The sequence below is a fragment of the Streptomyces sp. NBC_00322 genome, assembly GCF_036147535.1.
Lineage (GTDB): Bacteria > Actinomycetota > Actinomycetes > Streptomycetales > Streptomycetaceae > Streptomyces.
Window position 1 is genome coordinate 7,095,567 of sequence record NZ_CP108019.1, and the last position, 12,992, is coordinate 7,108,558.

The window sequence follows — 12,992 nt, forward strand, 5'->3', positions numbered from 1 at the left end:
GAGCAATCCGAGTGAACGAAGTGAAAGGCGGGTGGCGGCAATGGCCAGGACGACGGACGGGGACGGCACCCCCGTCCCGCAGAGGCTGCTGGCCGCCGCCACCCGGCTCTTCGCCGAACGCGGCTACGACCGTACCTCCGTCCAGGAGATCGTCGAGGCGGCCGGCGTCACCAAGGGAGCGCTCTACCACTACTTCGGCTCCAAGGAAGACCTGCTCCAGGAGGTCTACGCCCGGGTGCTGCGGCTCCAGCAGGAACGCCTCGACGCCTTCGCCGACGCGGACGAGCCGGTTCAGACGCGGCTGCGCGGCGCGGCGGCGGACGTCGTGGTGACGACCATCGACAACCTCGACGACGCGGCGATCTTCTTCCGCTCCATGCACCATCTGAGCCCGGAGAAGCACAAGCAGGTGCGGGCCGAGCGCCGCCGCTACCACGAGCGGTTCCGGGCGCTGGTCGAAGAGGGCCAGCAGAGCGGGGTCTTCTCCTCGGCCACGCCCGCGGACCTGGTGGTGGACTACCACTTCGGCTCGGTTCACCACCTGTCGACGTGGTACCGCCCGGACGGCCCCCTGACCCCCCAGCAGGTGGCGGACCACCTGGCAGACCTCTTGCTGCGCGCGCTGCGCCCGTGATTTAGCCGGGGGCGCTGCCCGCGGACCCCCTGCGCCTCAATCGCCGGAGGGGCTGATTGTTCAGCCCGTCCGGCGTTTGAGGACATGCGGCCGGAGGTCGCATACGGGGAGGTTGGGGGTCCCCCCGGACGGAGTCTGGGGGAGGGCGGGTAGGGGAACAGGCCCGCCGCAGGCGCCCCCCGCCCCCCCTACACGTACCGCTTCAACTCCCGCCGCGCCAGCGACCGCTGGTGCACCTCGTCAGGCCCGTCCGCCAGCTTCAGCGTCCTCGCCGCCGCCCACAGCTCCGCCAGCGGGAAGTCCTGGCTCACCCCGCCCGCGCCATGCACCTGCACCGCCTTGTCGAGGATGTCCACGACCGCCCGCGGAGTCGCGATCTTGATCGCCTGGATCTCGGTGTGCGCCCCGCGGTTGCCCACCGTGTCCATCAGCCAGGCCGTCTTCAGCACGAGCAGCCGCAGCTGCTCGACCGTGACCCTGGCGTCGGCGATCCAGTTCTGTACGACGCCCTGCTGGGCGATCGCCTTGCCGAAGGCCTGACGGGACACCGCCCGCCTGCACATGAGCTCGATCGCCCGCTCGGCCATGCCGATCAGCCGCATGCAGTGGTGGATACGGCCGGGGCCGAGCCGCGCCTGGGCGATGGCGAAGCCGCCGCCCTCCTCGCCGATCAGGTTCGACGCGGGTACCCGTACATCGGTGAAGACCACCTCGGCGTGACCGCCGTGGGAGTGGTCCTCGTAGCCGTACACCTGCATGGCGCGCCGGACCTCCAGGCCCGGGGCGTCGCGCGGCACCAGGATCATCGACTGCTGGCGGCGGATGTCCTCGCCGTCCGGGTCGGTCTTGCCCATCACGATGAAGATCTTGCAGTCGGGGTTCATCGCGCCGGAGATGTACCACTTACGGCCGTTGATGACGTAGTCGTCGCCGTCGCGGTCGATCCGCGTCTGGATGTTCGTCGCGTCCGAGGAGGCGACCTCGGGCTCGGTCATCGCGAAGGCGGAGCGGATCTCCCCGGCGAGCAGCGGCTCCAGCCACTGCTTCTTCTGCTCGTCGGTGGCGAACTGCGCGAGCACCTCCATGTTCCCGGTGTCGGGAGCGGCGCAGTTCAGCGCCGTCGGTGCCAGGTGCGGGCTGCGGCCGGTGATCTCGGCGAGCGGCGCGTACTGCAGATTGGTCAGGCCCGCGCCGTGCTCCGTGTCGGGGAGGAAGAGATTCCACAGGCCCTGCTTGCGTGCCTCGGCCTTGAGCTCCTCCACGATCGCCGGGGTGTCCCACGGCGAGGCCAGCTCGGCGCGCTGCTCGTGCTCGATGGCCTCTGCCGGGTAGACGTGCTCGTCCATGAAGGCGAGCAGCTTGGCCCGCAGCTCCTCGGTTCGCGTGTCGAATGCGAAGTCCATGTGTACTCAGCCTTCCTGGAGGGTGGTGAGGCCGTGCTCGATGAAGAGGGGCACCAGCGCGCCGATCCGGTCGAAGCCGGGGCCGACGGTCTGGCCGAGGGTGTAGCGGTAGTGGATGCCCTCGAGGATCACGGCGAGCTTGAACCAGGCGAAGGCCGTGTACCAGGAGATGGCGGAGGTGTCTCGCCCGGAGCGGGCGGCGTACCGCTCGATGAGCTCGGCCGCTTCCGGGTGACCCGCCGCGCCCGCGGTGGTGCTGACGGGGGATTCGGGCAGCTCCAGCTTGACGCTGTACATCACCAGCAGACCGAGGTCGGTCAGCGGATCGCCCAGCGTCGACATCTCCCAGTCGAGGATCGCCTTGATCCGGTCGTCCGGGCCGACCAGGACGTTGTCCAGCCGGTAGTCGCCGTGGATGACGGCGGGAGCGGGGGAGTCGGGCAGCGAGCGGCCGAGGGCGGCGTGCAGCTCGTCGATGCCGGCCAGTTCGCGGTTGCGTGAGGCATCCAGCTGCTTGCCCCAGCGGCGCAGCTGCCGGTCGAGGAAGCCCTCGGGTCGGCCGAAGTCCGACAGACCCACCGACTCGGGGTCCACGGCGTGCAGTTCGACCAGTGTGTCGACCAGGCCGAGAAGGGCGTTCCGGGTGCGCTCGGGCCCGAGCGGGGCCAGTTCCTCGGCCGTGCGGTACGGAGTGCCGTCCACGAACTCCATGACGTAGAACGGCGATCCGATCACCGACTCGTCCTCGCACAGCAGCACCGGCTCGGGCACCGGCACCGCGGTCGGGTAGAGGGCGCTGATCACCCGGTATTCGCGCTTCATGTCGTGCGCGGTGGCCAGTACGTGCCCGAGCGGGGGCCGCCGGACGACCCAGCGGCCGACGCCGTCGGTGACGGAGTACGTGAGGTTGGAGCGACCGCCCTGGATCAGCCGGGCATCGAGCGGTCCGCTCACCAGACCCGGGCGCTCGCGGTCGAGATAGCCGCGCAACTGCTCGGGATCGAGGCCTGGCGGGGGGACTGAGCTCATCGGTGGCACCTCCGAGGGGCGGTAGGGCAGGTCCCGCTCATGATGACCGACCAGTCGGTATGTCGTCCAGTGCGCGCGCTGAACCGGGGTCTGGATCACAGGCTCCAGACCCACATCCATACATGCTGGACATATATGGGAACGGCGGTCGAGTGTCCGCCGGGCGGTTCAGGCGTGGCAGGCCACCGGAACGCCGCCGTTCATCGCCGCCATGTCACCGAAGACGGCGGCGGGATCCAGTGGGGAGCCCTCCGGCAGGCCGTCCAGCTCCGCGTACGCCCGGTGCAGATTCGCCACCAGCCGTTCGGCTTCCCTCAGCTCGGCGAAGGCCCCGAGATCGGCCTGGCGGGCGGTCTCCAGCGGAGTGAGCCCCCTGGCGCGCCCCTGCCCGGCCAGCTCGGCGACGTAGCGCAGATAGCGCTCTGTCGCGTCGTACGCCGACGGGTCGGTGATCGGACCGTGGCCCGGCACCACGGTCGTCGCGTCCAGCGATCGCAGCACGTCCAGCGCCCGCAGCGACCCGCTCAGCGAGCCCATCGGGATGAAGGGTGTGCCGCCCTCGAAGATCAGGTCCCCGGTGAAGACCACCCGCTGCCGCGGCAGATGCACGATCGTGTCCCCGGGGGTGTGCGCGACGCCGCCGGGGTGGATGAGCCGGACCTCGATGTCCCCGACATGGACCGTGAGCCGGTCGTTATACGTCACGGTCGGGGCGATGATCGAGATGTCGCCGAAGTCGGTCCCCGGCCACAGGAGATGGAGCTGATGCCCGGCCGCCAGCTGCTCGCTGCGGCAGGAGTCGTGGCCGATCACCACGGCCTCGGGCAGGAAGACCCCGTTGCCGTAGGTGTGGTCGCCGTGGTGGTGCGTGTTGACGAGAGTCCGCGGAAGCGGGACCCCGGTCGCGACGAGCGCCTCCCGCAGCGCCCGTGCGCGCCGCTCGGTGGCGGCGGTGTCGACGAGGAGAGTGGACTCCCCGTCGCTGACGAACCCCGCGTTGTTCAGGCACCAGCCGCCGTCCGGCTGGACGTAGGCGTGCACCTCTGGTGCGAGCTGGACGATGTACGGATCGCTGACGGACAACTGAACTCCCCCGAGTCGAGGCCGAACCGGTCAGCAGGAGCCTGCCAGTCGGCCCCGGCGCGGGGGAAGTCGGGGGGTGTGTTCAGTGGTCGTCCCAGTGCCCTTCGTGCTCGGCGTGCCGGTGTCCGTCATGGACGTAGTCGACATGGTCACCGTGTTCCACGGCCGGGTGGCCGCAGCCGGGACCGTGCTCGTGCGCGTGGCCGCTGTGCGAGACATGCTCGCCGGGCTCGCACTCGTCCCAGTGGCCGGAGTGGGAGCGGTGGAGGTGTCCGTCGTGGGCGTAGTCGACATGGTCGCCGTGCGGGACCTCGGCGTGTCCGCAGGCCGGACCGTGGACGTGCTCGTGCGCGGGGTGCTCATGGTGGAGGACGGTCATAAAGCTCACCTTTGATCGGATATGCGGCCTTCTGTCATAGTTCAGGCTAGCCCTCAAGATCCGGCTCGTCCGGGTCCCGGCGACGTGCCGCACCCGGGAAAACCCGGGCCCGCACCCCCTGTGCCCCAGCCCGGCTTGCGCGGGTGCCGCCCCCGGCCGAGGGTCGGATCATGAAGGCGATCAGCTACAGCCGGTACGGCGGCCCCGAGGTCCTTGAGTACGGGGACCGTCCCGAGCCCAAGGTCGGACCCGACTCCGTCCTGGTCAAGGTGCGCGCGGCGGCCGTCAACCCGGTCGACTGGAAGGCTCGCGAGGGCTACATCGACGCCCTCTTCGAACCGGTGTTCCCGGTGATCCCCGGCTGGGACGTCTCGGGCGTGGTGGTCCAACCGGGCATCGCCGTCACGGAGTTCGCGGTCGGCGACGAGGTGATGGGATACGTACGCGAGGACTTCGTCAGCCGCGGCACCTTCGCCGAATACGTTGCGGCCCCCGTCCGCACGCTCGCCCGCAAACCCCTGAACCTGAGCTTCGAGCAGGCCGCGGGGCTGCCGCTGGCCGGTCTCACCGCGTACCAGGTGCTGCGCGGCGCGCTCAAGGTGAACAGCGGGGACACGGTCCTGGTGCACGCCGCCGCCGGCGGCGTCGGGTCACTCGCCGTGCAGCTCGCCAAGCACGCGGGGGCACGCGTGATCGGCACGGCCAGCGAACGCAACCACGACCATGTGCGCGAGCTCGGCGCGGAGGCGGTGACGTACGGGGATGGGCTCGCCGACCGGGTCCGCGCGCTGGCTCCTGACGGTGTCGACGCGGCCTTCGACACGATCGGCGGGGACGCGCTCAAGTCCGCGGCCGAGGTGCTCGCGCCCGAGGGCCGGCTCGCCTCGATCGCGGACCGCGAAGTCCTGAGCCTCGGCGGCAACTACTGCTGGGTGCGGCCCGACGCGGCGGAGCTGGCGGCGCTCGGCGAGCTCGCCGAGCGAGGCGTGATCTCCGTCCATGTGGACCGGACCTTCCCCCTGGAGCAGACGGCCGAGGCGCAGGCGGTGAACGCCGAGGGGCGCACCCGCGGAAAGATCGTCGTCACCGTCGACTGGGAGACCTAGGAAGCCTCACCTCAGACCACCATCGCCACCGCGAACCCGGCCAGGGCGATGGTGCACGCCACCGCGGCCAGCGCCGCCCGGTTCGACAGCACCCGCGGCCTCGGCCCTGCGCCCAACGCGCGCACCCGCCAGTGGGCCACCCGCAGAAAAGCCAGCCACACCAGCGCACTCAACGCCACCGCCACCAGCCCGGCCGTGCTCAGATCACCGCCCGCCACCTGCCGGGCCGCGAGCACGGCCGCCACGGTGAACGCCAGCGTGGTCCTGCGCCACGCCAGCCTGGTCCGCTCCGGCTGCAGCCCCGGATCCCGTTCGGACGCGGCCGTCAACGCCCGCCCTCCCAGCCGAAGAGCACGACCACCACCATCGCCACCGCGACAGCGGCGACCACCAGGCTCAGCACCGTCGGAAACCGCGAAACGGGCAGATCCTCGCCCCGCCGCATCGCCCGCTCGCAGCGCACCCAGTGATTCACGGCCCGCAGCGCACACAACACCCCGGCGCCCAGCAGCCCGAGCGCCATCCCGGTCCGCAGCCACCGGGCCAGCTCCGGCAGAAACTGATCGACCGCGAAGCCGCCGCCGATCAGGGCCAGCGCCGTCCGCAGCCAGGCGAGAAAGGTCCGCTCATTGGCGAGCGAGAACCGGTAGTCGGGAGTCTCGCCCTCCTCGCTCACCCGCTGGGGCGCGAACCACAGCCGCAGACTCCGTCCGAAATCGCTCACGCGTCGCACCCTACGTGCCCGACTCCCGCAGCCGTTCGTACGCCGCGAGACCGTCCGGCACCCACTCCCACTCCCCGAGCCGCCGCTCCAACTCCCGCGCGGGCAGGAAGTCGTGCCAGGCGACCTCTTCGGCCTGCGGGTTCACCGGCAGCTCGCAGCGGACCTCGTACACGGCGGACCACCAGGTCTGATCGCCGCGCTCGTAGAGGAACTTGAACAGCGGCACGGGCGCGGGGAGTCCTGAGACCCCCAGCTCCTCCTCGGCCTCGCGCAGCGCCGCCGCGTCATAGCTCTCACCCGCGCCGACGACACCGCCCACGAACATGTCGTAGAGGGAGGGGAAGACCAGCTTGGTCGCCGTCCGGCGGTGAACGAAGATCCGGTCCTGCGTGTCCCTCGCCAGAACGAAGACGGCACGGTGGCGCATGCCGCGCGCGTACACCTCGCCGCGCGGGGCCTGGCCGATGACCTCGTCGTTCTCGTCGACGATGTCCAGGATTTCGTCAGCGGGATTCATGTCCCCATCCAAGCACCGGCCGAACGGTTGACGAGTTACTGCCGCGTACCGAAGATCGGAGCCATCGCACTCCGGCCCCCGACAAGGATGGAACCCATGGCGTACGACGCTGATGTGATCGTGATCGGGGCAGGACTCGCAGGCCTGGTGGCCACCGCGGAGCTCGTCGACGCCGGACGCAAGGTCATCCTGCTCGACCAGGAGCCGGAACAGTCGATCGGCGGACAGGCACACTGGTCCTTCGGCGGACTCTTCTTCGTCGACTCGCCCGAACAGCGCCGGATGCGGATCAGGGACAGCCGGGAGCTGGCGCTCCAGGACTGGCTCGGCACGGCGGGCTTCGACCGCGAGGAGGACCACTGGCCCCGCCAATGGGGGGAGGCGTACGTCGACTTCGCGTCCGGCGAGAAGCGCGCCTGGCTGCACGCCCAGGGGATGCGGTTCTTCCCGGTCGTGGGCTGGGCCGAACGCGGCGGCTACGACGCCACCGGGCACGGCAACTCCGTACCCCGCTTCCACATCACCTGGGGCACGGGCCCCGGAGTCGTCGCCCCCTTCGAGCGGCGCGTCAGAGCAGGCGTCGCCCGCGGACTCGTCCAGCTGAAGTTCCGCCACCGGGTCACCGGGCTGAGCAGCAGCGGAGGCACGCTCGACACGGTCGGCGGCGAAGTCCTCGAGCCCTCCGGCGCCGAGCGCGGCACCGCGAGCAGCCGGGAGGTCGTTGGGGCCTTCGAGTTCCGCGCACAGGCGGTGATCGTCACCTCCGGCGGCATCGGCGGCAACCACGACCTCGTACGCGCACAGTGGCCCGAGCGGCTCGGCACCCCGCCCGAGAAGCTGCTCTCCGGCGTCCCCGCCCATGTCGACGGGTTGATGATCGGCATCGCCGAACGCGCGGGCGCGAGCCACATCAACCGCGACCGGATGTGGCACTACACCGAGGGCATCGAGAACTGGAACCCGATCTGGGCCAAGCACGGAATCCGCATCCTGCCCGGACCCTCCTCGCTCTGGCTCGACGCGCGCGGCAAGCGGCTGCCCGTCCCGCTCTTCCCCGGCTTCGACACGCTAGGCACGCTCGAGCACATCATGAAGTCCGGTTACGACCACACCTGGTTCGTGCTCGACCAGAAGATCATCGGCAAGGAGTTCGCGCTCTCGGGCTCCGAGCAGAACCCGGATCTGACCGGGAAGTCGATCCGCGACGTGATCCGGCGCGCGACGACGGATGTGCCGGGGCCGGTGAAGGCGTTCATGGACAACGGCGTCGACTTCGTCGTCGAGAAGGAGCTCTCCGCGCTCGTACGCGGCATGAACGCGCTCACCAAGGAGCCGCTGATCGACGAGGCGCAGCTGCGGCGCGAGATCACCGCGCGGGACCGGGAGATCACGAACCCCTTCACCAAGGACCTCCAGGTCACGGCGATCCGCGGAGCCCGCAAGTACCTGGGCGACAAGCTCATCCGCACGGCGGCGCCGCACCGCATCCTCGACCCGAAGGCCGGTCCGCTGATCGCCGTCCGGCTGAACATCCTCACCCGTAAGTCGCTCGGCGGCCTGGAGACGGACCTGTCCTCGCGGGTACTCAGCGATGACGGCGAGCCGCTGGCGGGACTGTACGCGGCGGGGGAGGCGGCGGGATTCGGCGGCGGCGGGGTGCACGGCTACCGCTCGCTGGAGGGCACGTTCCTGGGCGGCTGCATCTTCTCGGGTCGCGCGGCGGGCCGGGCGGCGGCGCGGGCGGTGGGGTGAATTTCAGCCCGTCCGGCGTTTGGGACATGCGGCCGAAGGTCGCATACGGGGTCCAGCGGCGGAGCCCCAAGTGTGACGGAAGTCTGACGTGCGGCCGGATCCGCTGGCTTCTCCCGTCCCCGAGTGTTCGAATCGAAGCGTGACCACACACCACCCCGACGCCGAGGGTGCCCCCGTCGGCCGCCGCCTGGTGCTCGGCATGATCGGGCTGGGCGGGGCCGGAATCGCCGCCGCGCCGTATCTCCAGCGAGGGCTCGAGTCCTTTCTGGGCGCGGCCTCGGACAAGGACCCGACCGGCCTGACCGGACTGCTTCCCAACGGCGGCGGCTTCCGCTACTACTCGGTCGCCTCCTCCGTGCCGCACAAGAGCGAGCAGAGCTACCGCCTCACCGTCGACGGCCTCGTCGACCGCCCCGCGACGTATACGCTCGCCGAGCTGCGCAAGCTGCCGCAGACCCGGGTCGTGCGCGACGTCCAGTGCGTCACCGGCTGGCGGGTCCCCAACACCCCCTTCTCGGGCGTGAAGCTGTCCCTGCTGCTCAACGCAGCGGGCGTACGCGCCGAGGCGAAGGCCATCCGTTTCACCTGCTTCGACGGCACGTACAGCGAGAGCCTCGCCCTTCCGCAGGCCCGCCGCGACGATGTGCTGGTCTGCCTGAAGATGCAGGACAAGCCGGTCAGCCATTCGCACGGCGGCCCGGTCCGGCTGTATGTGGCGCCGATGTACTTCTACAAGTCGGCGAAATGGCTCTCCGGGATCACCGTCACCTCCCGCGTCCGGCCCGGCTACTGGGAGGAGCGGGGATATGACGTCGACGCCTGGGTCGGCCGGTCCAATGGCCGCAGTGACACCCCCACCGTCTGAACGGCGCGCCCGCGTCAAGCGGTTCAGCCGGGCCGAGCGCTGGGTGCACCGTACGACCGCCGGGCTGATGCTGCTGTGCGTGGCGACCGCGGCGGCCCTGTACGTACCGCAGATCGCCGAGCTCGTGGGGCGCCGCTATCTGGTGGTCACCGTTCATGAGTGGTCCGGGATCCTGCTGCCCGCGCCCTTCCTGCTGGGTCTCGCCTCGCCCGCCTTCAGAGCCGATCTGCGCAGGCTGAACCGCTTCGGGCCGCACGACAGGACCTGGCTGCGCGCTGCCCGGAGGCGTGATCGCAGGCCCTCGTCGCGTCCGGCGGGCAAGTTCAACGCCGGGCAGAAGGTGTACGCGGCGTGGATCGCGGGCGCGGTGCTCGTGATGCTGGCGACCGGGCTGCTGATGTGGTTCACGCATCTGACGCCGCTGGTGTGGCGTACGAGCGCGACGTTCGTGCACGACTGGCTGTCACTGGCCGTCGGCATCGTGCTGGCCGGACACATCGGCATGGCGCTCGCCGATCCCGAGGCACGCAGGGGTATGCGTACGGGCTCGGTCGAGCGCCCGTGGGCGAAGCGGGAGCACCCGCTGTGGCTCGAGGACGAGTAGAAATCTCCCGCCGGATCGCCGTCGGGGCGCTCGCGGAGCTGGACATACTCGCACCCCGAAGGCTTGGCGGGGGTGTGACGCCCGATTGACGCGTCCCTCGATGACCTTGCTTTACTGCGCCGTAACCTCTGAAACACCTCAGATCTATATCTGCGTGACCTTGGCCACTGTCAAAATCCCAGGGTTGCCCTGAATATGTGCCGTCGGGCCATGGCACGGTGACGCCCCCCACCGGCCACGGCCGGGACCGCCCATATCCCCTCACGAAGGCGAACCCCTCCATGAGTGACCGCACCACTGCGGCCGAAACGCTCGCCGCCGGGGCACCGGCGAAGAACACCCCCCACGTCGACGCAGGAGACGCCGGCTACAGCAAGGACCTCAAGTCCCGCCACATCAACATGATCGCGATCGGTGGAGCGATAGGCACCGGCCTGTTCCTCGGAGCGGGCGGCCGGATGGCGGATGCCGGCCCCTCCCTCGCCATCGCCTACGCGGTCTGCGGCGTCTTCGCCTTCTTCGTCGTCCGCGCGCTCGGCGAGCTGGTCCTCTACCGCCCGTCCTCCGGTGCCTTCGTCTCGTACGCCCGTGAGTTCATGGGCGAGAAGGGCGCCTTCGCGGCAGGCTGGCTCTACTTCCTCAACTGGTCGACCACCGCGGTCGCCGACATCACCGCGGCTGCCACCTACGCCCACTTCTGGGCCATGTTCAGCGACGTCCCGCAGTGGGTCCTCGCGCTGATCGCGCTCGCCGTCGTCCTCACCGCCAACCTCATCTCGGTGAAGTACTTCGGCGAGATGGAGTTCTGGTTCGCGATCATCAAGGTCGCCGCGCTCGTCGCCTTCATGCTGGTCGGCATCTTCCTGGTGGTCACCCAGCACCCGGTCGACGGCCACACCCCCGGCTTCTCCACCGTCAGCGACAACGGCGGCATCTTCCCGACGGGCATGCTGCCGATGCTGCTGGTCATCCAGGGCGTCGTCTTCGCGTACGCCTCCGTCGAGCTGTGCGGCGTCGCGGCCGGCGAGACCGAGAGCCCCGAGAAGATCATGCCCAAGGCGATCAACTCGATCATGTGGCGCGTGGGCCTGTTCTACGTGGGCTCGGTGGTGCTGCTCGCGCTGCTCCTCCCGTACACGGCGTACTCCGGTGACCAGAGCCCGTTCGTCACCGTCATGGAAAAGCTCGGTGTCCCCGGCACGGCCGGCGTCATGAACCTCGTGGTGCTGACCGCCGCCCTGTCCAGCCTGAACTCCGGCCTGTACTCCACCGGTCGCATCCTGCGCTCCATGGCGCTGTCGGGCTCCGCGCCCAAGTTCACCGGCCGGATGAACAAGGGCCAGGTGCCCTACGGCGGCATCCTGCTGACCGCGGGCTTCGGTGTGCTGGGCGTCGCGCTCAACTACAAGGTGCCCGACGAGGCCTTCGAGATCGTTCTGAACCTCGCCTCGATCGGCATCCTCGGCACCTGGGGCATGATCATGCTCTGCTCGCTGCTGTTCTGGCACCGCGCCCAGGACGGCCGGGTCACCCGCCCCTCCTACCGGCTGCCCTGGGCCCCGTACACCCAGATCGTCACGCTGTTCTTCCTGGCCGGCGTGGCCTTCCTGATGTGGTGGGGCGGCGGCGTCGGCCGTACGACCGTGATGTTGCTGCCGCTGATCGCGGCGGCGCTGGTCGGCGGCTGGTTCGTCGTCCGCGGCCGGGTGCGCGCGATCGCCGCGGAGCGCCAGGACGCCTTGAGGTAGCGGCCCCCCGTCCGGGGAGGGGGCTGCATCAAGTGGGCGGCTCCGCTGCGGGCACGGGCCACTGCGTCAGGCACAGGCGGCTCTCGAAGCGGTACGGCCCTCCCGTCACCGGATCGGTGAACTCCAGCACCTTCGCGAGGAGTTGCAGCGGCCGGGAGTAGTCGTCGGGCCCCGGCTCCTGGACGACCGGATAGACCGGGTCGTTCAGGAGCGGCAGCCCGAGGCTGTTCATATGGACCCGCAGCTGATGGGTGCGGCCGGTGGCCGGCAGCAGCCGGTACCGGCCGAGCCCGCGCCGGTGATCGAGCAGCTCGATCCGGCTCTCGCTGTTCGGCTCGCCGGGCTCCTCGCGCGCCGCCATCACCCCGCGCTCCTTCACGATCCTGCTGCGTACGGTCACGGGCAGGGTGAGGGCCGGGTCGTACGGCGCGATCGCCTCGTACTCCTTGCGCACCCGCCGGTCGCGGAACAGCGTCTGGTACGCCCCGCGGTCCCCGGGCCGTACGACGAAGAGTGCGAGCCCCGCGGTCAGCCGGTCGAGCCGGTGCGCGGGCTGCAGCTCGGGCAGACCGAGATCGCGTCGCAGCCGCGCGAGCGCCGTCTCGGTGATGTGCCTGCCGCGCGGGGTGGTGGCCAGGAAGTGCGGCTTGTCGGCGATCACCAGACGCTCGTCGCGGTGGACGATCCCGACCTCGAAGGGCACGCGCTCCTCGGGCGCGAACTCGCGGTGGAACCAGAGATAGCGCCCGGCGGTGTACGGCTCGTCGGCGGCGACCGGGCCGTCCGTGGAGACGATGCGCCCCTCCCGGAGGAGGGCGTCGACCCTGTCGGCCCCGATGGCATCGGCGTACCGGGCGAGGAGATGGTCGTACACCGTCTTCCACGCACCGTCGGGATCGGCGGGCAGCCGTAGCCGTACCGGATCGATGCCGTCGCGCTGGGGGAGCGGCGCGGCCGGGGCCTTGTGTCTGCGTCTCACCGAGACGACTGTATGCGCAGCGCCTCGCGAACAGGCAGAACGCGAAGATCCCCACGGGATTCCGTGGGGATCTTGGTGGTGTCCGAGGGGGGACTTGAACCCCCACGCCCGATAAAGGGCACTAGCACCTCAAGCTAGCGCGTCTGCCATTCCGCCACCCGGACAAGGT

At 70.2% G+C, this 12,992-nt stretch carries 14 protein-coding genes and 1 tRNA gene; 6 read left to right on the forward strand and 9 right to left on the reverse strand.

Going from position 1 to position 12,992, the window contains the following annotated elements:
* Nucleotides 1-40 precede the first annotated feature (40 nt).
* Nucleotides 41-634, forward strand: coding sequence for a TetR/AcrR family transcriptional regulator (locus OG905_RS32380; protein ID WP_324987416.1), 594 nt, complete (start codon nucleotides 41-43; stop codon nucleotides 632-634).
* A gap of 188 nt (nucleotides 635-822) precedes the next feature.
* On the opposite strand, the gene OG905_RS32385 is transcribed toward OG905_RS32380, so the two are convergent.
* From OG905_RS32385 to OG905_RS32400, 4 genes are all read right to left on the reverse strand, one after another.
* Nucleotides 823-2,037 (reverse strand): acyl-CoA dehydrogenase family protein, encoded by a 1,215-nt coding sequence (locus OG905_RS32385; RefSeq protein ID WP_328679703.1) that lies wholly within the window; start codon nucleotides 2,035-2,037, stop codon nucleotides 823-825.
* A 6-nt stretch (nucleotides 2,038-2,043) separates the two neighbouring features.
* Nucleotides 2,044-3,066: a phosphotransferase family protein gene (locus OG905_RS32390; protein ID WP_328679705.1), complete on the reverse strand. Its 1,023-nt coding sequence runs from the start codon at nucleotides 3,064-3,066 to the stop codon at nucleotides 2,044-2,046.
* A gap of 168 nt (nucleotides 3,067-3,234) precedes the next feature.
* Entirely contained in the window at nucleotides 3,235-4,149 is a 915-nt protein-coding gene (locus OG905_RS32395) for an MBL fold metallo-hydrolase (RefSeq protein ID WP_328679706.1), read from the reverse strand.
* A gap of 82 nt (nucleotides 4,150-4,231) precedes the next feature.
* Entirely contained in the window at nucleotides 4,232-4,528 is a 297-nt protein-coding gene (locus OG905_RS32400; RefSeq protein ID WP_324987406.1) for a hypothetical protein, read from the reverse strand.
* A gap of 170 nt (nucleotides 4,529-4,698) precedes the next feature.
* On the opposite strand from OG905_RS32400, the gene OG905_RS32405 reads away from it, so the two are divergent.
* Nucleotides 4,699-5,634, forward strand: a complete 936-nt coding sequence (locus OG905_RS32405; protein ID WP_328679709.1) for an NADP-dependent oxidoreductase — start codon at nucleotides 4,699-4,701, stop codon at nucleotides 5,632-5,634.
* 11 nt (nucleotides 5,635-5,645) lie between these two features.
* On the opposite strand, the gene OG905_RS32410 is transcribed toward OG905_RS32405, so the two are convergent.
* From OG905_RS32410 to OG905_RS32420, 3 genes are read right to left on the reverse strand one after another with little or no spacing between them, the layout of a single operon-like run.
* Nucleotides 5,646-5,963: a DUF202 domain-containing protein gene (locus OG905_RS32410; RefSeq protein WP_328679711.1), complete on the reverse strand. Its 318-nt coding sequence runs from the start codon at nucleotides 5,961-5,963 to the stop codon at nucleotides 5,646-5,648.
* On the reverse strand, nucleotides 5,960-6,358 hold the full coding sequence (locus OG905_RS32415; RefSeq protein WP_328679713.1) for a YidH family protein: 399 nt from the start codon (nucleotides 6,356-6,358) through the stop codon (nucleotides 5,960-5,962). Before OG905_RS32415 ends, OG905_RS32410 begins: the two co-directional genes overlap by 4 nt.
* Nucleotides 6,359-6,368: 10 nt before the next feature.
* On the reverse strand, nucleotides 6,369-6,875 hold the full coding sequence (locus OG905_RS32420) for an NUDIX hydrolase (protein ID WP_328679715.1): 507 nt from the start codon (nucleotides 6,873-6,875) through the stop codon (nucleotides 6,369-6,371).
* A 96-nt stretch (nucleotides 6,876-6,971) separates the two neighbouring features.
* Between OG905_RS32420 and OG905_RS32425 the strand changes: the two genes are divergently transcribed.
* From OG905_RS32425 to OG905_RS32440, 4 genes are all read left to right on the forward strand, one after another.
* Nucleotides 6,972-8,627 (forward strand): FAD-binding dehydrogenase, encoded by a 1,656-nt coding sequence (locus tag OG905_RS32425; RefSeq protein WP_328679717.1) that lies wholly within the window; start codon nucleotides 6,972-6,974, stop codon nucleotides 8,625-8,627.
* Nucleotides 8,628-8,826: 199 nt separating this feature from the next.
* Entirely contained in the window at nucleotides 8,827-9,492 is a 666-nt protein-coding gene (locus OG905_RS32430; protein ID WP_328682727.1) for a molybdopterin-dependent oxidoreductase, read from the forward strand.
* Nucleotides 9,464-10,096 (forward strand): cytochrome b/b6 domain-containing protein, encoded by a 633-nt coding sequence (locus tag OG905_RS32435; protein ID WP_328679719.1) that lies wholly within the window; start codon nucleotides 9,464-9,466, stop codon nucleotides 10,094-10,096. The genes OG905_RS32430 and OG905_RS32435 overlap by 29 nt, the downstream gene beginning before the upstream one ends.
* Before the next feature lie 281 nt (nucleotides 10,097-10,377).
* Nucleotides 10,378-11,844: an amino acid permease gene (locus tag OG905_RS32440; RefSeq protein WP_328679722.1), complete on the forward strand. Its 1,467-nt coding sequence runs from the start codon at nucleotides 10,378-10,380 to the stop codon at nucleotides 11,842-11,844.
* 28 nt (nucleotides 11,845-11,872) lie between these two features.
* Here OG905_RS32440 and OG905_RS32445 read toward each other — a convergent pair whose 3' ends face one another.
* Nucleotides 11,873-12,823 carry an RluA family pseudouridine synthase gene (locus OG905_RS32445; protein ID WP_328679723.1) on the reverse strand — a complete coding sequence of 317 codons (951 nt, stop codon included), beginning with the start codon at nucleotides 12,821-12,823 and terminating at the stop codon, nucleotides 11,873-11,875.
* A gap of 76 nt (nucleotides 12,824-12,899) precedes the next feature.
* Nucleotides 12,900-12,987 (reverse strand) — tRNA-Leu (locus OG905_RS32450).
* Nucleotides 12,988-12,992 lie beyond the last annotated feature (5 nt).

Coding starts and splice junctions, on each gene's coding strand:
- OG905_RS32390 (WP_328679705.1), bottom strand. CDS start 3,066: ATGAGCTCAGTCCCCCCGCCAGGCCTCGATCCCGAGCAGTTGCGCGGC.
- OG905_RS32420 (WP_328679715.1), bottom strand. CDS start 6,875: ATGAATCCCGCTGACGAAATCCTGGACATCGTCGACGAGAACGACGAG.
- OG905_RS32430 (WP_328682727.1), top strand. CDS start 8,827: ATGATCGGGCTGGGCGGGGCCGGAATCGCCGCCGCGCCGTATCTCCAG.
- OG905_RS32425 (WP_328679717.1), top strand. CDS start 6,972: ATGGCGTACGACGCTGATGTGATCGTGATCGGGGCAGGACTCGCAGGC.
- OG905_RS32405 (WP_328679709.1), top strand. CDS start 4,699: ATGAAGGCGATCAGCTACAGCCGGTACGGCGGCCCCGAGGTCCTTGAG.
- OG905_RS32440 (WP_328679722.1), top strand. CDS start 10,378: ATGAGTGACCGCACCACTGCGGCCGAAACGCTCGCCGCCGGGGCACCG.
- OG905_RS32385 (WP_328679703.1), bottom strand. CDS start 2,037: ATGGACTTCGCATTCGACACGCGAACCGAGGAGCTGCGGGCCAAGCTG.
- OG905_RS32380 (WP_324987416.1), top strand. CDS start 41: ATGGCCAGGACGACGGACGGGGACGGCACCCCCGTCCCGCAGAGGCTG.
- OG905_RS32400 (WP_324987406.1), bottom strand. CDS start 4,528: ATGACCGTCCTCCACCATGAGCACCCCGCGCACGAGCACGTCCACGGT.
- OG905_RS32435 (WP_328679719.1), top strand. CDS start 9,464: ATGGCCGCAGTGACACCCCCACCGTCTGAACGGCGCGCCCGCGTCAAG.